This is a genomic window from Archangium violaceum (assembly GCF_016859125.1).
Classification (GTDB): Bacteria; Myxococcota; Myxococcia; order Myxococcales; family Myxococcaceae; genus Archangium; species Archangium violaceum_A.
Genome location: NZ_CP069338.1, coordinates 934,379 through 954,685 on the forward strand (window position 1 = coordinate 934,379; position 20,307 = coordinate 954,685).

General features: G+C 66.8%; 17 protein-coding genes and 1 pseudogene. 7 read left to right on the top strand and 11 right to left on the bottom strand.

Annotation, left to right across the window (positions count from 1 at the left end; all coding sequences use genetic code 11):
• Positions 1–102 precede the first annotated feature (102 nt).
• Positions 103–1,299 carry a hypothetical protein gene (locus tag JQX13_RS04035; protein ID WP_239014524.1) on the bottom strand — a complete coding sequence of 399 codons (1,197 nt, stop codon included), beginning with the start codon at positions 1,297–1,299 and terminating at the stop codon, positions 103–105.
• A 278-nt stretch (positions 1,300–1,577) separates the two neighbouring features.
• On the opposite strand from JQX13_RS04035, the gene JQX13_RS04040 reads away from it, so the two are divergent.
• The gene (locus tag JQX13_RS04040; RefSeq protein WP_203407756.1) at positions 1,578–2,549 is read left to right on the top strand and encodes a GNAT family N-acetyltransferase; all 972 of its coding nucleotides are present in this window, start codon (positions 1,578–1,580) and stop codon (positions 2,547–2,549) included.
• Positions 2,550–2,553: 4 nt separating this feature from the next.
• Here JQX13_RS04040 and JQX13_RS04045 read toward each other — a convergent pair whose 3' ends face one another.
• Positions 2,554–4,497, bottom strand: a complete 1,944-nt coding sequence (locus tag JQX13_RS04045) for a nucleoside-diphosphate sugar epimerase/dehydratase (protein WP_203407757.1) — start codon at positions 4,495–4,497, stop codon at positions 2,554–2,556.
• 332 nt (positions 4,498–4,829) lie between these two features.
• Between JQX13_RS04045 and JQX13_RS04050 the strand changes: the two are divergent.
• Positions 4,830–5,474, top strand: a pseudogene (locus JQX13_RS04050) (acetyltransferase); the annotation flags it as partial.
• A 27-nt stretch (positions 5,475–5,501) separates the two neighbouring features.
• On the opposite strand, the gene JQX13_RS04055 reads toward JQX13_RS04050, so the two are convergent.
• Entirely contained in the window at positions 5,502–6,695 is a 1,194-nt protein-coding gene (locus JQX13_RS04055; protein WP_203407759.1) for a lipid II:glycine glycyltransferase FemX, read from the bottom strand.
• A 103-nt stretch (positions 6,696–6,798) separates the two neighbouring features.
• The gene (locus JQX13_RS04060; RefSeq protein ID WP_203407760.1) at positions 6,799–7,947 is read right to left on the bottom strand and encodes a right-handed parallel beta-helix repeat-containing protein; all 1,149 of its coding nucleotides are present in this window, start codon (positions 7,945–7,947) and stop codon (positions 6,799–6,801) included.
• Between the two features lie 302 nt (positions 7,948–8,249).
• Here JQX13_RS04060 and JQX13_RS04065 point away from each other — a divergent pair, with 302 nt between their 5' ends.
• Positions 8,250–9,326: a sigma-54 interaction domain-containing protein gene (locus tag JQX13_RS04065; RefSeq protein WP_203407761.1), complete on the top strand. Its 1,077-nt coding sequence runs from the start codon at positions 8,250–8,252 to the stop codon at positions 9,324–9,326.
• A gap of 64 nt (positions 9,327–9,390) precedes the next feature.
• Here JQX13_RS04065 and JQX13_RS04070 read toward each other — a convergent pair whose 3' ends face one another.
• Positions 9,391–9,639 (bottom strand): hypothetical protein, encoded by a 249-nt coding sequence (locus tag JQX13_RS04070; RefSeq protein WP_203407762.1) that lies wholly within the window; start codon positions 9,637–9,639, stop codon positions 9,391–9,393.
• Positions 9,640–9,938: 299 nt separating this feature from the next.
• Between JQX13_RS04070 and JQX13_RS04075 the strand changes: the two genes are divergently transcribed.
• The 4 genes from JQX13_RS04075 to JQX13_RS04090 all read left to right on the top strand — a co-directional run bounded on the left by JQX13_RS04075 (position 9,939) and on the right by JQX13_RS04090 (position 12,294).
• Positions 9,939–10,619, top strand: a complete 681-nt coding sequence (locus JQX13_RS04075; protein WP_203407763.1) for a hypothetical protein — start codon at positions 9,939–9,941, stop codon at positions 10,617–10,619.
• A gap of 83 nt (positions 10,620–10,702) precedes the next feature.
• On the top strand, positions 10,703–11,380 hold the full coding sequence (locus JQX13_RS04080) for a hypothetical protein (protein ID WP_203407764.1): 678 nt from the start codon (positions 10,703–10,705) through the stop codon (positions 11,378–11,380).
• Between the two features lie 49 nt (positions 11,381–11,429).
• Positions 11,430–11,894 (top strand): hypothetical protein, encoded by a 465-nt coding sequence (locus tag JQX13_RS04085; RefSeq protein WP_203407765.1) that lies wholly within the window; start codon positions 11,430–11,432, stop codon positions 11,892–11,894.
• 64 nt (positions 11,895–11,958) lie between these two features.
• Complete coding sequence (locus JQX13_RS04090; RefSeq protein WP_203407766.1) at positions 11,959–12,294, top strand: hypothetical protein; 336 nt, start codon at positions 11,959–11,961, stop codon at positions 12,292–12,294.
• A 24-nt stretch (positions 12,295–12,318) separates the two neighbouring features.
• Here the strand turns inward: JQX13_RS04090 and JQX13_RS04095 are convergent, their stop codons facing one another.
• From JQX13_RS04095 to JQX13_RS04120, 6 genes are all read right to left on the bottom strand, one after another.
• Positions 12,319–12,708, bottom strand: a complete 390-nt coding sequence (locus JQX13_RS04095) for a hypothetical protein (RefSeq protein ID WP_203407767.1) — start codon at positions 12,706–12,708, stop codon at positions 12,319–12,321.
• 8 nt (positions 12,709–12,716) lie between these two features.
• On the bottom strand, positions 12,717–14,015 hold the full coding sequence (locus JQX13_RS04100; RefSeq protein WP_203407768.1) for a hypothetical protein: 1,299 nt from the start codon (positions 14,013–14,015) through the stop codon (positions 12,717–12,719).
• Positions 14,016–14,083: 68 nt separating this feature from the next.
• Positions 14,084–16,849: a CHAT domain-containing protein gene (locus JQX13_RS04105; protein WP_203407769.1), complete on the bottom strand. Its 2,766-nt coding sequence runs from the start codon at positions 16,847–16,849 to the stop codon at positions 14,084–14,086.
• A 105-nt stretch (positions 16,850–16,954) separates the two neighbouring features.
• Complete coding sequence (locus tag JQX13_RS04110; RefSeq protein WP_203407770.1) at positions 16,955–17,899, bottom strand: cupin-like domain-containing protein; 945 nt, start codon at positions 17,897–17,899, stop codon at positions 16,955–16,957.
• A gap of 42 nt (positions 17,900–17,941) precedes the next feature.
• Positions 17,942–18,991: a cupin-like domain-containing protein gene (locus JQX13_RS04115; protein WP_203407771.1), complete on the bottom strand. Its 1,050-nt coding sequence runs from the start codon at positions 18,989–18,991 to the stop codon at positions 17,942–17,944.
• A gap of 282 nt (positions 18,992–19,273) precedes the next feature.
• Positions 19,274–20,065, bottom strand: coding sequence for a cupin-like domain-containing protein (locus tag JQX13_RS04120; RefSeq protein WP_239014525.1), 792 nt, complete (start codon positions 20,063–20,065; stop codon positions 19,274–19,276).
• Positions 20,066–20,307 lie beyond the last annotated feature (242 nt).

A 20,307-nucleotide genomic window follows, 5' to 3' on the forward strand; every position in this document is an offset into this window, starting at 1 on the left:
TCCTGGGGAAGGGGCGTGCCGGGCACTCGGCCCGGCACGCCCAGGAGCCTGCCCACCCGCCCCCTCCCGCGCACTCGGGCGGGAGGGAGGGAGGTGTGTTCGCTACTTCGCGGCCGCCTCGGACAACAGCCGCACGTTGAGCGCGGCGTTCCCGTAGTACTGGGTGTTGTTCCCGACGGAGTGCGACTCGAGCCGCTTCTGGAGGTTGGTGTCGTAGCGGCCGAGCTTCATCAGACCATCATTGAACCAACCCGTGCCGCTCCCCGAGCCGTCGACGTACGCGGCGTACTTGCCGGCCGAGGGCCAGATGACGGAGTTGAGCGTCGCGGCGAAGGCGCGGACGTCCGCATCCGTCCACTCCATCTTCGCGTCACGCGCCTCGACGATGTACGCCATCACGCCGTTGCCGTGGGCCACGTCCTGGCCGGGGCGGGCGGTGGAGCCCCACTTGTCGCTCCAGAAGTAGGCCGACGCGAGGACCGGGCTGGTCTTCATCTGCCCGCGCAGGGACGACGAGTAGTTCGGCAGGTCCCGGTTGATGTTGTTGAAGACGGCCAGGTAGTTGGCCTTCCGCGTCGCGTCGGTGGTCATGAGCGACAGGTCCATGGCGATATAGGCCCAGTGCGACGCCATGTGGGTATTGACGCGGTAGATGTAGCTGTTCGCCCCGCGCTTGAACCACTTCTCGAACATGTTCTTCTCGGAGAACGCCAGCAGCTTGTCGTACTGCGCGCGGTAGGTGGCGTTGTTGTAGAGCTCGGGCGTCTCACGGATGACGCGCAGCAGGCGGGTCACGTAGCGCCAGCAGTAGCTCTCGAACAGAGGGACCTCCTGCCCCAGCGTGTCCGAGCGCGCCGAGGCCCAGCCCAGGTACGAGTCCTTGAACTGGCTCTTGGGGAGCGACGAGGAGACCTTGGCGTTCTTGACCACGTTGTTGACGTAGAGCAGGGCGCGGTCGAGGTACTGGGTCTTCCCGGTGGCCCGGTACATCGCGGTGTTCCCGTCGATGCCGTAGGCGAGGTTGTAGAACTGCCAGCTGTCGAGCGAGGTGCTCATGGGCAGGAAGCTCGAGGTGTGCTCCGAATTCCACTTGTTCACGAACAGCTTCTCCCAGTCCGCGACGGAGCGGAGCCCGGCGGGCGTCGCGAGCGTCGTGAGCGCATCCGACCGCGAGGGCAGCGTCTCGGGGCTCGCCTCGGCGCTCGCCTCGGAGCCGCCAGGCGCAATGCCTTCACTGGAGGACTCCAGCTCGCCGTTGGGGCCGCAGGCCGCTCCGAACAGGAGGGAGAGGAACAACATCGAAGACGTGACGAGACCACGGGTGCTTCGACGACAGAAACCAGACATCAATGGCGTCCTTGGGGGAGTAGCCCGCCTCTTGACCGGAGGGATACTCTGTTAGGGGAACGCTGGATTGCGTTCTGTTCACGGCGCCAATGAACGTGTGTACACAATTTGAATTCCAACCTGGACCCGAGGGTGAAAAGGACAGGTTGCCCGCTCTATGGTGCGAGCCGACGTGGGCCTGACTGCTCAGGCGACCCATGCGGAGAGCGCGGGACGGGGGGGAAGCAGTCATGACGACGACGGTGGACATGACGACGATGACCCGGCTGAAGGCAGTCCTGGTCCCCGATGAGGGGAAGTCAGCGCTGTCGGAGGACTACTTCCGCTCGGAGCACCACCTGCGTGCCGAGTGCGTGACGCACACGCTCGTCATCGACGGAGGCGAGGGAAGATCGCTGAGGATTCCACTCATCGTGCGGCCCATCGAGGGGACGCCCTATCGAGACGCCGTCTCCCCGTACGGATACCCCAGCGGGGTGATGAACGGGCTGAGCCAGGTGTCGAAGGAAGCGGTGGACTGGCACGGCACCGAGCTCGTCAGCGTCTTCGTGCGTGACCGCCTGACCGGTCCCCAGTGCTTCGCGGGTGGGACGGAGCGCAACGAGGTGTTCTTCATCGACCCTCGCCTGCCCGTCGAGTTCCGGGAAATGCACCGCCGGCAGATCCGGCGCAACGTCCGGCTGGGATTCGAGAGCACCTACTGCCCGGCGCGCGAGGCCTCGCGCGAGGAGCGGGAGGGATTCAAGGCAGCCTACCGGCAGACCATGGTCCGCGACGAGGCGAGCGCCCGGTACTTCTTCCCGGACACGTACTTCGAGGAGTTGTTCTCCTCACCCGCCGCGTGGCTCGCGACGGCGCGCGCACCGGACGGCCACGTGGCCTCCGCGGCGGTCGGAGTCTCCAGCGACGGCGTGCTGCACTATTACCTCGGCGGGACGGCGGATGCGTACCTGTCACGCTCGCCAGCCAAGAACGTCTTCACGGCGTTGCTCGAGCTCGGCAGGCAGCTTGGGATGCCGCTCAACCTGGGGGGAGGAATGCAGCCGGGCGACAGCCTCGAGGCGTTCAAACGGGGCTTCGCGAACGCGAGGTTCCGCCTCTACACCCACGAGCTCATCTGCAATCCGGAGGTGTACGCCCACCTGTCGGCGGGCGCCCCTCGCGGAGAGTACTTTCCAGCCTACCGGGCGGCCCGGCGCTGAGCGCTCACGAGCGCTCCAACCGCTCCACCCGCTCGGCCGCCCGGAGCTTCGCCGGGTTGTACGTCGGGATGAGGTTGCGGAGGGCGAGCATGACGCCGAACGAGTCACCCGCCTGCGCCACCCGCCGCAACCGCTCGAGCTGGAGCTGGAAGTCCGCGGGTGGAGCCGGGCTCTGGGCCACCTTGATGCGATTGCGGACCTGCTGGGTGAGCTCCTCCTCCTCGCTCATCAGCGTCTCCTCGATCTTCTCGCCCGGACGCAGCCCTGTGTAGATGATGGAGATGTCCTTGCCCGGCACCAGACCCGCCATGGTGATCATGTTCGCGGCGAGCTCCGCGATGCGCACGGGGGTGCCCATGTCGAGGATGCACAGCTCCCCGTAGCCCTGCAGCCCCGCCAGCACCACGAGCCCGACCGCCTCGGGGATGACCATGAAGTAGCGGGTGCAGTCCGGGTGCGTCACCGTGACCGGCCCTCCGCGCTGGATCTGCTGCTTGAAGAGTGGCACCACGCTGCCAGCCGAGCCGAGCACGTTACCGAAGCGGACGGCGGTGAACGAGGTGCGTGAACGGGCCGCGACGTCCCGGATGACCATCTCGGCGAGCCGCTTGGAGGCGCCCATGACCGAGGTGGGATGGACCGCCTTATCCGTGGAGATGAGCACGAAGCGCTCCGCGCCACAGGCGTCCGCCATGTGTGCGACGTTCAAGGTGCCAAAGACGTTGTTCTTGATGGCCTCCTCGGGCGAGTCCTCCATCAGGGGCACGTGCTTGTGCGCGGCCGCGTGGAATACGTACTGGGGGGAGTACTCCCTCCCGAGGCGCATCAGCCGGTCCTGGTCCCGGATGTCCGCCACGATGGCGCTCACCGGGAGATTCGGGTGGCGCTCCTGGAGCTGGCGGACGAGGAGGTAGAGCTCATTCTCGTTGATGTCGAGCAACACGAGTGAAGAGGGCGCGTGCGCCGCGACCTGGCGCGCGATCTCGCTTCCAATGGAGCCCGCGCTCCCGGTGACGAGGATGCGGCGACCGGCGACGAGCCTGTGCACCTCTTCCTGGTCGAAGGAGATGACGTCCCGGGGCAACAGGTGCTCCGGGCTGAGCTCGTGCAGCATCGCGGCGGTGATCTTCTGGTCGAGGTAGGCGAAGGACGCGGGGATGATCTTGAACCCCACGCTCTGATGCTTGCACAGGCCCAGGATGTGCCGGATGCGCTCGGGGGCCAGGCGGGGGATGGCGATGAGCACCTGGGTCACGCGGTGCTTCGTCACCAGGTCCGGCAGCGCATCGATGGGGCCGAGCACCGGCTTGCCATTGAGGAAGGAGCCATGCTTGCCCGGGTCATCGTCCACGAGCCCGATGACGTGCCAGGGGCTGCCGGGCGTGCGCAGGAGGTCGTGCAGCAGGAGGTCTCCGGCGCTGCCCGCACCGACGACGATGGTCCGCTGCGCGCCCCGGGCCCGCGAGCGCTTCTGGTCGAGGTACCACAGTCGCGCCATCCGTGGGGCGAACCGGTGGGCCCCCATCAGCGCCGTGGAGAGGAAGAACTCGATGGCGACCACCGAGCGAGGCAGGGCCTCGAAGAAGAAGAAGGACCGGATCGCCTCGAACACGACGGTGGCGACCGTGTTGGCCAGGACGAGCCGGACCGCCTCGTTGAGACCGGAGCTGCGGAACGACCAGCGGTGCAGCCCGAACCAGACCAGGGTGGCCAGACGCACCGTGAGCAGCACGGGCAGCCTGTGCTCGAACGCCGTCTGCCATTGGGCGGGCAACTCCCCATCGAAGCGCAACAACACCGCGCAGAAGAGCGCACCGACCGTGATGGTCGCGTCCAACAGGAGCACGAGCAACGAGCGCAGGCGTGGTGAGGAACGCTGAATACCCACCACCTGCTCCATCGGGCGCTCGGCTACAGGAAGAACCCCTTCACTCATTCCTCGAGCCATCAGCTCTCCTCACTCCGGGCTTGCGCGGGCACTGCTGTGTGTTGCCCTGTTTGATCCGGCAGCAGAGGGTGGAGAGAGGGACCTCAGGTTCCAAGTTGCCCTCGAGAGCATGGACCTTTGATGCGAGTCACCTGAAAGGAAATGGGCGGATGCCCCTCCCTGACGGGCAGCCGCTGAGGACTCGCGCGGCTGTGCGTCTGCAAGGACGTGGACAGGGGCCGCGCGCGTCCCCCGCGGGAATGTTCACGCGGCGTCCCGTACGGCTGGCGGATGTGTCAACGGCAGGGTGAATGGTGCTAAGCCCATCGGAGCCGCAGCTTTCGATCCGGTGAATGCCAGTGGCCCAAACGAGAACAAAGCCCAAGCTGGTCATCTATGGATGTGGGGGACACGGAAAGGTGATCGCCGACATCGCACTGACCTGCGGTCTGACCGTCGAGGGCTTCGTCGACGATAGGGTACCGGAGGGTGGGAGGGTACTCGACCTTCCCATCCTCGGAGGTGCCGCCTGGCTCGAGGCGCGTCGAGCCGACGTGAGGGTCGCGCTCGGAATTGGAGAGAACCAGGCGCGGTGTCGCGTCTACGAGCTGTGCGAACGGCTCGGGATGATTCCGGCCACCTTGATTCACCCGACCGCCGCCGTGGCATCGTCCGCCCGGCTCGGAGCGGGTGTCGTCGTCATGGCCCAGGCAGTCATCAACCCGGATGCGCGGGTCGCGAACGGGGCCATCATCAACAGCGGGGCCATCGTCGAGCACGACTGTGAGATCGGCGCGTTCGCCCACCTGTCGCCCAATGCAACGCTCGGGGGAGCCGTGCGGATCGGAGCCCTCGCGCACCTGGGCCTTGGGGCCTCCGTCCTGCCGGGCAAAGCCGTGGGGGATGAAGCCGTGGTCGGCGCCGGCGCGGTGGTACTCGACGATGTTCCACCCCGAGTGGTGGTGGTCGGGGTTCCGGCGCGCATCAAACGTCAGCGAGAGGACCGCTGAGCCCGGCTCGGCCCGCTACTCCATCAACTGGACGGGATTTCCGTCGGGGCGCGGCAACAACGCCTGGATGGCCGCGGCGGTTTCCCCGGTGAGGAGGGGGACCGCCACTGGAGCGGGAGCCGCCGCGCGCACCACCGGCCGGGTCCGGTAGGCCGGGAAGTAGGGCTCGGGAAGCTCCTGGGCGTGGTAGCGCTTCCAGCTCTCGACCAGCCGCGCATACACCTCCGGCTGGTGCACCTTCATTCCGTTGTGGAGCTCGAGCACGCCCTCCGGGTTGAAGCGGTGCTTGAACTGGAAGAGTGAATCCCTCCCCCGGTGGCCTCCGCCCAGGTGGAAGGCGCGAAGCCCGTTCCGCCTCGCCCACAGCGAGATGTGGTGGAATTGGAAGATGTTTGTCCCCAGGTGCAGCGCCTCCTTCTCCGAGGCTCCCAGGTGGTAGACGAGCGTATCTCCCTCGCGCAGGCACAGGGCGGCGGAGATCATCCTTCCGTCGAGGAAGACCGCGCCCAGCAGGGCGTCCTGACCGAAGCGAGAGAACAGCCGCTCCAGGTACTCGATCGAGAAGTAATAGTATTTGACCGCTTGCACCTTATCCATCGTCGCCCGGTAGAGGCGGTAGAACACCTCGAGGTGTTGGAGCGCCTCATGCGCGACGAGGACGCGAAACTCCAACCCGCTCTTCTGGGCCTTGCGGATGTTCCTCTGGTGGTTGGGGTGGTAGCGGGCGAAGAGCTCCTCCTCCGTGCGGTTCAGGTCGATGAAGACGGTCTCCCTGTCGTAGACGATGTCCATCGCCCCACCGAGGAAACGGTTGTTCCTCAAGAGAGGGTGGAAGCGTACGAATTCGCTGACGATATTCGCACCGCGGCAGTACGCCTCGAATTCCTCCCTGAACGCACGAAGCACCTGCTCGCGGGGCTCCGCGCAGAGCGGGCCGCCATAGCCATAGGTGGGGCTGATGATGTCATACCAGTCCCCCTCGAGCCGCGCGTCCTGCGCGAAGGGCAGCGCCTGAAGCGGCCTGCGGATGAAGACATAGCAGACCCTGTTGCCCTTGCCGTCCTCGTACGCGAAGAGAAAGGGCTCTCCGTCCCCCATGCACCGGCACAAGTCCACGTAGGAATGGCGATAATAGACGTCCTTGCGTGACGCTTGCGCGTACGCGCGCTCCCACCGCTCGGGCTCCGCGAACGAGATGATCTGGTGCATGGGGCGGCACTGTGTAGAACGGACGGGAGGCCTACAATCAGGCTGTCGGGTGGGTTGATGTACAACCCTCGAACAATTCCCCGCCCTGGAACCCGTGGGTGAGTCAACGGGAGGTACAGACGACACCAACGCAATCACCTGCGTCGTTGCCCCGCGCGACGTTGCCGCCTCCATCGATCACGCCTGGTGCGTGGATGCCCCAGCCCGAGTTGTCGATCGCGGCGTTGCGGGACACCGTGAGGGTACTGGGAACCAACACCCGGAGACCGTCATCCCGGTTGCTTAGAAAGCGATTGCCGCTCACCGTGCCGGTGAGCTCGGGAGGCACGTACTCCGGCAGGTCCGCCAGGATCAGACCGCCCTCGTTGCCCCACCAGGTATTGCCCTGGATGTCGACCGTCCTGGCCCGGACCATGAGGCCCGTGGTGTTGCCGACGACCCGCGAGTCGCGCAGCACGAGGTCGAATGGTTCCCATGCCGACTGGTTCGAGGGTGCGAGAGAGCCGTTGCGCGCGAGCACCGTGTCGACGAACGAAACCACCCGGCAGAAGCCATAACCGAACTCGCCGAGCCGGATATCGCCCACGACCGTGTTCAGCAGGAGCCGGCTCGATGTGAAGGAGACGCTGCCATCGGGACACCAGACGACGGTCTCGTTGTGGCTGAAGGTCGAGTCGACCACGTCGACGGAATGGCTGTTCGCCGACAACGCGAGCCGGTTGCCGAAGAAGAGCGTCGACCTCACCTGGAAGGTGCCTCTGCTCGCGTCCTGCTCACTGCCCAGCCCCGAGCCATTCCCGACCAGACGGCAGTCCGTGATCGAGAACAACGTCGTGTTGCCACTCCGGTTGTAGACGGCGACCCCGTTGTCGATGAACGTGAGCCGGGACAGCCCTACCTGCGAGGGGGAGGGCAACGACTCGTCACCGAGCACGTACCCCCGGTTGAATCCCCGGATCGTACCGTTGCGCACCGTGCTGTCGGCCAGTACCCGGATGCCCTCCGACAGCCCGGTCTCCGAGCCAACGCGGCGCACGGTGTGGCCGCCAAGGTCGAGGACGACGCCCGAGCCAACAACCTGGAGCGCGGGAGCCTCCGTGCCCGGGCACGAGAGATCATGGGTGAGCCGGGTGCTCGTGGTGATCGTGTCACCACACTGGATGCTGCCTCCCCCACCCTGCGCGGAGGCGGAGCCCGCGAGAACCGTCGCCAGTCCCACGGCGACGGAGACAGAACCTCGTGCAAGACGCATGACGCCCCCGTCCGGAGCTTCCACACCCCAGTCGGGAGACGCTAGTCATCAACCGCTCCGCGAATGAATCGCCCCGGAATCCGACGAGGAGTGGCCTCTCTAACGGTTCTGAAACCGGGGCGCGCCCCAGGCCCCGCGATGTCGGGGAGCCAATAAATCCGCCCGACCGCGTTTTTTGGGGACAAAGAGGGGAACCCGGCCGCCATGCACGATGCGCACCAATCGCCAGCACCTCACCCCCAGGCATCGCCAGCGGCATCCCATCGCTGAGCAGCTCTCCCTCTACGTCTCCGAGGGTCTCCATGTTCGTGCAAGAGGCATCCATCCTCCACGGGGACAACCCGCCATGCGAGTCTCCCCACACGCCCCCCGCTCCGACAGAGGAGGGCTTCATCCTCACGGGCCGGGCGATGCGAAAGCTCGCCGTGCTGGTGGAGCGTGTGGCCGCCTCCCGGGTGCCCATCGTCCTTCATGGGGAGACGGGGACAGGCAAGGAGGTGTTGTCGCGGCTGTTGCACGAGCGGGGTCCCCGGAGAGCTCGCCGCATGGTGCGCGTCAACTGCGGTGCCATCCCCAAGGAGCTCGTGGAGGGCACCCTCTTCGGCCACGAGCGAGGGGCCTTCACCGGCGCCGTGCACCAGCAGCGCGGCGTCTTCGAGGAGGCAGACGGGGGTACCATCTTCCTCGATGAGATCGGCGAGCTGCCCCTGAGCGCGCAGGCCGCGCTCCTGCGCGTGCTCGAGACGGGCTCTTTCAGCCGCGTCGGCTCCAGCCGGGAGGTGACCGCTGACGTGCGCATCATCGCCGCCACGCACCGGGATCTCGAGGCCATGGTCGAGGCCGGCTCCTTCCGCGCCGATCTGTACTACCGGCTGAGCACGCTCGTCCTGGAGATCCCCCCACTGCGTGAGCGACTCGACGAGCTCGACTCCCTCGCGCGGCACTTCCTGATGCTGGCCAACCAGGCCAACGGACGGGATGTGAGGAACATCCACCCCCAAGCGCTCGCGCGGCTGCGAGGCTACTCCTGGCCCGGCAATGTGCGCGAGCTCAAGAACGTCATCGACCGCGCCGTCCTGGTGGCTCGGGCTCAAACGATCACCGAGGAAGATCTCCCGGAGCGCCTCCGAGACCAGCCCAACGAACGCCCGGAGCCGGGTGAACCTCGAGGCGCCCCGCCGCCGTCCGCCCCCCCCGCCCTGGCGCAGCAGGGCGAGGGTGCGAGCTTCCGTGAGCGCTTGCAACACTTCGAGGCGGGCCTGCTCCTCGAAGCATTGCAGGGAGCCGGTTGGAACCAGACCGAGGCGGCCAGGAGACTCGGCCTTCCGGTGCGGACGCTCTCCTACCGGATGAAGCTCCTGGGCCTCCGGCGGCCCTGAGCACGCATGCTCGAGCTCCTGGCTCGTCATGCCCAGAGCGTGAGTGACGGCATTCGAGGAAGGGCTACTGGCACTGCGGATAGCCGTCGACGCACTCGCAGTCCTTGTTCTCGGGACACATCCTCTGGCCGTACTGGCACTGGCAGAGATTGCCCCCCGACTGCGACTCGGTCTTCTGGTCCTGGGCCCGCGGAGAGGAGGCGTTCACCTGGGGGGTGTGGGCCTTCGTGCAGGCCCCCAGGAGCGGCACCAGGCACACCAGGAGCGGGAACGTACGGAGAGCCTGCATCGACCGTTGGGTTGAAGCTTTCATGTGCATGATTCCAGGGTGGAGTGGGAACCTCGAAGCAGCCCTCGAGCTGCTGCTCTCGTCGAGCGGTGAGAGGATATTGCACTCCGCGGGCCAGCCCTGTGCACAAGGGGCAGCGGCCGACACGGGCTCGAGGAGCCCGGCAGGATTTCGCCTGATGGCAATTCCTTGTCGGCAATGTCTTGCTGACCGAGGCGCGCTCGAGGTGCCAGTCCCCTCGTGGAGGGCCTGGAACGATTCTTGATACCTGGGGTCGGCACGGCGGGAGTCCTGCCGTGAAACCCAAACCCGAGAGGCATCTCATGTCCGTCAATTACTCGCTCTTGTTCGTGAACAACTCCACCAACCTGGGCAACGCATGCGTCTATCAGACCGATCCCGACATCGGCGTCCCGAACGTGATGTCCCTGGCGTGGTTCTCGAAGACCACGGCCCCGACCACGAAGTCCCGCTTCACCTGGACGGTGGACTACGACTTCGTCTGGTCCGAGGTGGGGGTGCTCGAGGCGGGAGTCCTCTTCGAGGCCAGCCAGAGCTGGCGCGCCGACCTGTCGACCACGAACAGGGTCGGCTTCACCCATGAGGGTGGCGCGTACACCTTCACGAACCAGTCGAAGGGACCCAAGTCGGGCACCTTGTACATCGCGCAGTCCGCGAGCATTCCGCTCAAGCAGGCGGCGGTGGGCATCGGCATGTCGGGCAAGGGCACCTTCGTGGTGCAGTCCCAGCCGAACCTGAACCTCACCTTCACGCCCCACCCGAAGTACTGGATCACCTTCGGCAATTATGATCAGGGCGAGGTGCTGGACATCGGCGCCATCACCAACCCGGCGGAGATCGAGTTCCCGCCCGGCGTCTACTCGATGACCGCCATCCTGAACAAGGACAACTCCTGGACCGTCAAGCCCACCAGCGAGGTCAACAAGGCGTTCCTCCGGTCACGCCAGGAGAACCGCATGGCGCAGTGGGGCCTGCAGAAGTAACGCGCTCCGAGGCCACCTGCCCGCCGGAAGACGAGCGGGCAGGTGCTGCCCACCGACAATGCCATTGGCCAGGAGCCATCCCCATGTCCGTCAATTACTCGCTTCTTTTCGTGAACAACTCCACCAACCTGGGCGACGCATGCGTCTATCAGACCAGTCCCGAGCTCGGGGCCCCGGGCATGATGTCCCTGGCATGGTTCGCGAAGACCGCGGCCCCGACCACGAGAATCCGCTTCGCGTGGACGGTGGACTACGACTTCGTCTGGGCCGAGGTGGGAGAGCTCATGCCAGGGGTCCTCTTCGAGGCCGGCCAGATCTGGCGCACCAACCTGTCGACAACGAACCAGGTTGACTTCACCTTCGCGGGGGGCGCGTACACCTTCACGAATCAAATGAAAGGCCCCCAGGCGGGCGTCTTGTACATCAATCAGTCCGGGAACATCGCCTCGGCACAGGCCGCGGTGGGGATCGGCATGTCCGGCAGGAGTACCTTCGCGGTGCAGGCCCAGCCCAGCATGTGCGTCACCTTCGTGCCCCGACCCCGGTACTGGATCACCTTTGGCGATTATGCGCAGGGCGAGGTGCTGGATGTCGCTCGGATCATCAACCCGGCGGAGATCCAGTTTCCGATCAACGTCTATTCGATGACCGCCATCCTGAACAAGGATGACTCCTGGACCATCAAACCCACCGTCGAGATCAACAGGGCGTTTCTCCAGGCCCGGCACGAGTGCCACGAGGCGCGGTGGGGTCAGCAGTAGTACACGTCGAGCGCTCACGCGCCCATTCCACTCCAAGAGAGGATACAACATGTTCTCTGCCCGGCTCTCGAGCCTTTCTCTTCTGTTGGTCGCCGGTGCCCCGCTCTTCTTCGCGGGCTGTACCACGACGTCTCAGCGGCAACCGCCCCCTGTCGAGACCACGGAAACCGCCCTCGTCGTCTCTTGCAGCTCCTTCACGTGCAACATCAGCGAGAGCGCCTGGAATCACATCTCATCGCGGCACTGCGGCGCTTGCGTGGCGAACGACAAGAGCGCGTTCGTCTCGGCCTATTGCGGTGACAAGGCCGCGGCCGTGAGCTTCTGCCAGGCGATCATCTCCGCTGGCAATTGCACCGCGGCGCAGCAGCCGAACGGCAGGTTCGCCGCCACGGCCACTCTTGGCTCGGATGTAGGAAAGGACAGCAAGGCCGCCTGCGGAGCGACCAGGACCGGTACGGTGATCTTCGAGAGCAACAAGACCAGCGTCGTCACCCAGTTCCCCGGCACGCCCTGAGGACACTGGCCATCCAGGGTGGGCATGGGCATCTTCACCACTCGAGTGGGGGAGCGGACCGGACATGGGAGTGAGAGGCATCTGGCTGGTGGATACGACCGGCAAACGGTTCGAAGGTCCGATGGCGCATGGACTTCCCACCGAGGTCTGGCGGGAACTCTACAATCCCATCATGTCCAATCCGGTTCTTCCGCTGCTCCAGCGCATCTGGCGCGACCAATGGGGGCCGGAGGGAGATGTCCCCATCGCCCTCGAGGAGATGTCCGCTCTGCGCGGAGAGCTCGCCCAGGTGTTGCCCGGCATCTCTTCGCCGGACGCACGGACCGTGCTCGAGCGGCTCGTTGCGCTCACTCAGCAGGCGGAGGCACAGGGCGCGGGCCTCCTGTTCTTCGCGGAGTGAGCGCGCTCTCTCCGGGCCTTTGTTTCAACGGGAGGGTGAACCCGAGGCCTGCCGGCGCGCCAGAAGGGTGAGCCGCGCGAACCGACGAAGCGTGGGTGACGCGGCCGAACCCTCCACATGAGCCAGCGCGCGCTGGAGCTCCTCGTCGTCCGTCTGGCCGCCGAGATGCAGGGCCTGGGCGGCCATGAACTTGAGCATATCGAGCGGAGGCATGTTGTGGGGAACGGGTGAGCCGGGCTTCAGCAGCAGGGAGTGCTTGCTCTCCAGCAGGCGGAGCAGCTCGCGCCGCGCCTCCTGATCCCCCTGCTGATGGGCGTGGATGGTCTCCACCAGGCTTCCCCGGAGCTCCCACCAATCGAAGACCTCTACCTCATCGGGACGGTGCGCGATGAATCTCTTGAGCGTGGAAGGCATGCTGACACCTAGGGGCCCCACAGGATGTCCAGTTCGGGAATGAGCTGGGGGGGCACGGTGATTCCCAGCTCGTTCCTCGCGGGATCCGCGACGTATAGTTTTCCGTCGACGATCAGGCTCCCCATGATGAAGCCCAGGGTCTGGTTCAGGTAGGCGTCTCTGAAGGCCAGCTCCTGCTCGGGCGGAAGGCGGGTAAGGTCCTTGGGGGGGAGCTCCATCTGGACCTCGATCCCCATCCGGTGGAAGCAGGAGTCATACAGGTAGAGCCTCTGTCCGACCTGCAAGAAGTTGATGCAGTGCCCGTCGCTGAGGCCGTCGGGGGAACCCCAGAAGCAATAGCGCCGCGCCTTGACCGGGATGAAGCCCAGCTCTTGCTGGACGGGCTGTAGAGCGGGCTCGTCCCTCCACAGGCCATAGATTCCCGCCCGATCCGAGGGGGCAGGCTGGTTGATTCCTCCCCGGGTCACGACCATGGCGGCCCAGTGGACCTGCGACCGTGAAACGACCTTCCACGGGGTATAGAAGCAACGCCGTTCGACATACACCCCCTGGCAGTGGGCCATGTGTTGGAACATGATGAACCACCCCCCGCACATCCCGCCTCCGTGGAGCAGCATGTACCGCACGGACCAGCCGGGAATGCCATATTGCAGGTTGGTACGCGGAATGTTCTTGATGAGGGCGTCGCAGATCTCCTTCTCGCCATCGAGACCCGCGCACCACTCGCTCGTCCAGAGCACCAGGGGAGTATAGGCCCAGTCCGTCAGCTCCTCCTCCTCGTTGGTCAGCATGCGGCGCCAGGTGGTGCAGAGAATGTGCGTGGTGACGCCAATCAGGACGCGCCGCGGTCCTGCTTCCTTCTCGTTCCACGAAGCGAACCAGAACAAGGAGAGCGAGTGTTTGCCGATCCGATCTGGCAGCTCCCGGGCGAAAACCAGCTTGATGGGGCTGGTCATCTTCGCGCGGTAATCATCCAGTTTCAGCGGCGTGGGCCGGATGAGCGGCTCGCCATCCCCTTCTTCGGGAGGCAGGGACTCCGAGGGCTCGGCAACCTCCTGCCAGTGCCCGTATGCCGAGACTTCCACTTCCGAGGGACAGTCGTAATCGGTGAAGAACTCCACCAGCAGGGTCGGACGCGTGCCACGGACGTAGGCGGCCGGCTCGTTGCGGCGTTCGATGATCCACTCTGGCGAGGCCCCGAGGAACAGCTCCGACCACGGATCCCTGAGCGGAATGGCCTGACTGTTCGGGTGCTGGAAGTGGATGCTGAAGACCTGCAGAGGGGCCGCGGGTGAAAGACTGTGCATGATCTCCCCGTGATCGCGTCTGGTGGATGGAAGCGCGTCCCAGGCCCCAGCCGGGGCCGGATGCATCCTCACTCGAAGACCAGGACGGTGTCGAGCCAGTCCGCGGTGCCCTCCCGCTCCCGCCAAAGGAGGCGCTCGTCCCGGAGGGCGATCGCCGGAGCGGCCCCAGCGCGGATCCGATCCCTCACCGCGCCAAAGAACCGGCTGGCCGAGTCTGGGATATCGGACGCCGCCGCGAAGACGGCCCGAGCCCCCGCCGCCACGAAGGACGCCGGCAGGCTATAGGACTCGTGAAGGACCGGTGACATGCGCGCCGCGCCGCAGGTGGCGAGGAGCACCAGGGGCGCACCGGCCAGGCGAAGCTGGCGCACATCGTGGGCGGTCAACGCGAAGCGGCCGTTCTCCTCGGGCGCGAGCACGATCAGGGACGCGTCGGAGAGGCCCTGATCCAGCATCCCGTGGGCGTGGATCTCGATCTCGGTGGCCTCGGGCATCGAGGCGAGCAGGCGTGAGGGGGTGGCGTCGGAGCCACTCAGCAGGATGCTCCGGCTGGAGGAGGCTGGGGGCGGGTGCCAGTCCGGCAACCGGGCCAGCTTCAAGGAGGGTGGCGGCTCCACATTGGCCGCCACCAGCTGGAGCGTGGGTGGCGGAACACGGGAGGCGGGAACGAGGCGAGGGACGCGGTAGCTCCAGGCCAGCTCGGACGGCAGCAGGCCCGGTCGATTGGCCAGTGGGGGAAGTGCGAGCACGTCCACGCGCTCGCAGCCTCGGAGCAGCGCCAACAGCTCCCCCGGAATCAGCCGCGACACGTCGTCGCCAAGCGGTGTCCGGCGGCTCGTGTCGTAGTGGCCGCGTACCTCGCCTCGCGGTCCGCGCACGGCCACCACCGTCCTCTCCGCATCCACCGCGGCCGCCAGGACGCAGCGGGACAGCGGTGCGATCTCCAGCTCCGCCGCGGCCAGGGAAAGGACCTCGTCGAAGGCGCCATCCCTCCCGGCCGTGCTGAGGAGCCGCAGGTAGCTGAGCATCCGGGAATCGCGGGCATCCGTGTCCTCGCGGGGCAGCGCATCCGCCTTGGCGATGACCTCCCGCAGCAGGGCCCGACCGGCCTCGCGATCGTGCTCGAGCTCGAACCGGCCCGCGATGAGCGACCGCAGCAGCCTCCGGCCGGGAGGAATGGACTCGAGGGGAACCTCGGCCAGGCTCTGTCGCACGAGTCGCGCGTCGTCGGCCCGGGGTTGGACACGGCTGAGTTCCGTGATGATGGACGCACCGAGCAGGCCAATGGGCAGCTGGCACTCGAGGGCCAGCTCCATCTGCCGGCGCGCTTCCTCCACCCGGAAGCGGGAGAGCGCGAGATCCGCCAGGTTGCGACGCACGTAGTTGCGAAGCCTGCAGTCGTCCGGCTCACGTGGGAGCGCCTCGGCCATCAGCGCCCAGGCCAGGGAGGGATTGGCTCGAAACCGGGCGATCTGCCCCATCGCCTGCAACAGCGTCGACTCCTGCGCCCACTCCCCGAACGTCCGCGCCAGTGTCCAGCCAGCTCGTGCGTGCTCGCTCGCTTCGGCGAGCCGATTGTTGTTGGTGTAGAGGGCGGCCAGGAGGTGCTCGATCTTCATACAGCGAAAGGACAGCCCACGCTCACGGCACTGGCTCAGCGCGGACAACAGGCGCTGCTCGGCCTTCCACCACTGGCCCGCCGCCTCCTCCATCTTCGCTTGCTCCTCCTCGAGGACCAGGGCCGTCCATGGATCCTCCTCCCCCCTGGCGAGGCGTTGGAGCTCGTCCCCGCTGCGTGGAGCGCTCGGAACATGGAGGAGCCCTCCCAGGTAGAGATCCTTCTCTCCAGAGCGACGGAGCCGTGTGACGAGCTCGTCGGGAGCCGGGTGCTGGTCACGAACCAGAAGGGCGTAGTCCCGGGCGAGGGGGGCCCTGAGACGGAAGTCCCGATTCGCCACGCGCAGCAGGTGGTCGTGCAGCACCGTGCCCCCATGGACACGGTCCAACGCATCGGCGAGTGGCAGCAGGGACATGGCCCGTTCGCGGCTCGGTGCCGCGCGGAGTGCCTCGTAGAAACCCTCCCGGAGGGTTCCGGGGAACCGCGAGGCCTCCTCGAGCGGCAACGGGGCGGAGGAAGCGCCCTCGGGGATTACCCCCACCCAGGACAGGATGGCCTCGCGAGCGGCCTTCCAACTCCGGGCCCGCGAGCGGTCATGCTCACGCAGCCGCGCCGCGAGGGCCCGAGCCTCCTCGCTCCAGCCCGGCTCACGCAACGCGGCGACCTGTTCGAGACACTCCACCGCCTGCAAGGTGAGGCCCAGCTCGCGCAGCACCAACCCGCGGTTCCACAGGGCCTGGGGCAGACCCGGGTGGGCCTCCAGCACGTCATCGAGCAGCGCCAGGGCCTCCTCGGCGCGACCCAGGGAGAGGGCCGCCACGGCGCGATCGTTGTCGCGCTCGGGAGAGGGAGGCATGCGCTCGAGGAACGCCACGGCCTGCGCCGGAGCCGACCGCAGGAGATAGGCGGCGGCGATGCCACGAAGATCGTTGCGCTCCTCCAGAGCGGCCAACTCACGTAAGGACAGAGGACTGGTGCTCGCCGCGCCGCTCCACTCTGGCGCGTAGGGGCGGTGGTGATCGGCGGCGGGGAGGCTCAGCCGCGCCTCCAGGGGACGGTAGGGGAGATCGGAGAGCCAGAGCGCCGGCGCCGGGGGTCCGGAGCGCGCGCGTGGAAGGCCAGCGAGGCCCAGGCCCAGGAGCAGGACCAGGAACCAGAGCCACCCGGGGGGCGCTCCTGGAGGCACCTTGAGACCCTGCTCAGAGGAAGCTCGCACGTTCGCATTCCCCCCAAGCCCGCGTGGTGCCCCTCATGGTGAGTGGAGTGTTTCCGAGATCCACCGGGCGATGGTGAAGCACGCCTCACCGAATATACGTGCGAATCAGGAGCCGGGTACCATCCATGCGACGTTTGGCTCCGGCGCGTCGAAGGCGAAGAAGCAGACCGCAGCGCCATCGTCGAGCGCGCGCATCCAGTGCCACCACCCCACCGGCAGGAACAGCATCTGGCCGGGCTCGAGCTCCAGATCCAGCACGTCCGCCCTCGCGAAGTCCGGGAAGCGCTCGAGATCGGGTGCGGAGGGATCCACCGGGCTGAAGGTGCCATCCGTGCTGTAGACGCGATGCAGCTGGAACGAGGGGATGAGCTTCACCTGCCTTCGCCCATGCACCTGGGCGAGCAGGACGTTGCGCGCATCCTGATGAAGGGGCGTGAGGGCCCCGGCCGGCTCGAGCCAGAGGGTGGTCCCGAGTCGGTGGTGCTCCGGGTGGACGATGCCACGAGGTGGCCGGAGCTCTTCGAGCAGCGCCGCGCCCTCGGTACCCGGCTCGCGAGTGAGGGCGAGCCCCGGGCCCTGAGCGCAGACGGGAAGAGGCCCGGTGGACGAAAGCGCCCCGGCTCCCCCCAGGCGCTGGCGGAGAAGCCCGGAGGACCCGCTCCGCATGGCCGGCCAATCGGTCATCATCCCCTCGAGGAGCACCGGCCGGTTCGCGAAGTAGTAGTGCTCGAAGAAGGCCTCTGGCGTGAGCGCGTCGACACGCGGGAGCCGCTGGTGCGCGCCGGACTGCTCGGCCAGGCTGGAATAGACGTCCAACAGGCCCTCGAGCTTCAGCACCTGCTCGCCAATGCGGCGGCACCCCACCAGATACGGATCCTCGGCCTCCGCGGCGACCGCGGCGCGTGCCACCTCCGCATCCACGCCGGCCGCGCACAGCACCTCCTCCAACTCCTCCGGCTCCGTCCCCAGCAGAAGATTCTCCACCACCCACTCCCGCCACTCCGGCGCCAGGCCGGGTGTTCCGCTGTCCGTCAAACGTTCCGTCGTCATGGACTGCTCCCGTCGCCGATTGAGCCCAGCACCCCCGCCGGCCTAGCCGTCCTCGGGTACGGGGCCAAGCCAGAAGTTCTTCCACAAGGTGTTGCGCTCCGGGAGCGCGAAGCTCACGAAGGTGAGCGAGATGCTCACGTCGAGCGCCTTCACCGCGTGCCACCACCCCACCGGGATGAGCAGCACCTCGCCGGGCTCCAGCACCAGCTCGACGAGGCTGGCCTCACCGAAGGCCGGGAATCGCTCGAGAGCCGGCGCGCGGATGTCCACCTCGCTGCTGAGGCCACGGTGGTTGTAGGCGCGGGAGAGCTCGAAGGAGGGCATCAGCCAGAAGCGCTTGCGCCCATGGAGCTGGCAGAAGAGCACGTTCAGGTGATCGTGGTGCAGGTTCGAGAGCGTGCCCGCGGGACCGAACCACAGGTGCATGCTGTCCGGCATACCCAGCTCGGGATGGATGAGACCCGCTGGGGGCCGGATGTCTTCCAGTAGCGGGCGAAACGCCGGCTCGTTGAGCACGACATTGCGAGCGATCATGTAGAAGTCATTCGTCTCGCCCGCGCTCCGCACCCGGGTCACGTAATCGCGCATGGTCATCTTCGTCCGGTGCGGTGCCACGCGAAAATCATGGTCCTCCGGCTCCGACTCCCGCCCCGTCATCACCTCGACGAGGCAATCGCCGAAGCGCTCGGCGAAGAACTCCGGCGACCAGCGGGTACGCGCGGGCCAGTCCTCGAGCAGCCCCTGGAGCACCACCGGCCTGTTACGGAAGTAGTAGCGCTCGAAGAACTCCTCCGGGGAGAGCGCCCGCCGACGCTCGAGGTGCCGGTGCGCGCCGGACTGCCGATACAGCCGACGGTAGGACTCCAGCAACGCCTCCAGACGGGCATGTCGGGTGGAGAGGCTCCGAGCGGCCCGGAGCGCCGGGTGTCGCATCGCCCGCTGAAGCTCGAGCCGGACCAGTGCGAGCGGCACCCCGGCCCGCTCCAGGAGTCGGGCCAGCGCCTCCGGCTCCACCCCCCGGGCGAGGTTCTCGGCAAGCCATGAGCGCCACTCCGGCGCCAGGGCTGATGGGTCACTCCCGGACAGTGTCATGGCCGCTCCGAACCTGCGCTCGAATATGTCATGTTCACACGAGCCGAAAATTGTTGACGGAAACGCGCTCTACATTTGATTGGATTCAAGATGCCAACCGGAGCCATCGGCACGAAGGAGAGGACATGACGCAGGACCAGAAGAAGCCGCCAGCGAAGAACGGGGGGACGAAGGTCGTGCCAAATCCCATCCCGAATCCACAGCCCGAAAGGAATGAGGGCCCGACCCGACCGACTCCCACGCCGCCGCCGAAGACTCCGCCTCTCCGCTGAGTGGGTCCCCTCATCCGGGCCTCCACTCCGTGTTCCCTTCGGGGATCGCGAAGCGCTGGAAGCTCACCGACACGCTGACGTCGAGCGCCTTCACCCAGTGCCACCACCCCACCGGAATGAAGAGCATGTCTCCCGGTTCGAGCACCGCCTCCAGAACGTGCGCTCGAAGGTATCGTGGGAACCGCGCCTCGTCGGGGGCCTCGGCGTCCACATCACTGAAAACGCCCTGGGAGTTGTAGACACGCGGGAGCTCGAAGGACGGGATGAGCTTGAAGTGCTTGCGCCCGTAGACCTGGCCGAAGAGGACGCAGCTCAGGTCATGATGGAGCGCCGTCAGCGTCCCAGCGGGCCCCATCCAGAGCTTGATGGCGCCAGGCGGTGAGACCGGGTCGAGGTACCCCTCCGGGAAGCGGAGCTCCTCCAACATGCCGCGGAACTCCGGCCGCTCCAGGGCGAAGTTCCGCCCCACCAGGTAGTAGTCGTTCGTCACCCGGGCCCCGAGCATCTGGATGAAGTCGCGCAGGCGCACCACCTTCCGGTGCTGGTCCGGTTGGCTCTCATGCTCGGGATCCGAGTCCCGGCCGATCATGATCTCCACTCGCGCGTCCCCGAATCGCTCGGCCAGACACTCCGGGCGCCAGCGCTCCAGCGCCGGCCACCCCACCATCAGATCCCGCAGGATGACCGGCCGGTGCGGGTAGTAGTAGCGCTCGAAGAACGCTCGCGCGGACAGACCGGAGCGGCGCTCCACATCCCGAGGCACGCCTGTCTGGTGATACAGCTCGCTGTAAACTTCCAGCAACGATTCTAGCCGTGTGAGCCGGCGTGCCAGCCGCCTGCCCGCCACCACCGCCGGATGGGACGAGGCGGAGGACAGCTCGTCGCGCGCCAGCTCCGGGGGAATGCCCGCCCGTGTCAGCGCCTCCACCATGCGCTCCGGCGGCTCCCCTCGGGCGAGATTGTCGGCCAGCCAGCATTGCCAATCCGGCGAAAGGCGGCGGGAGGACGCGGAAGACGACATGGGGGAGCTCCGGGTGGCGGGCC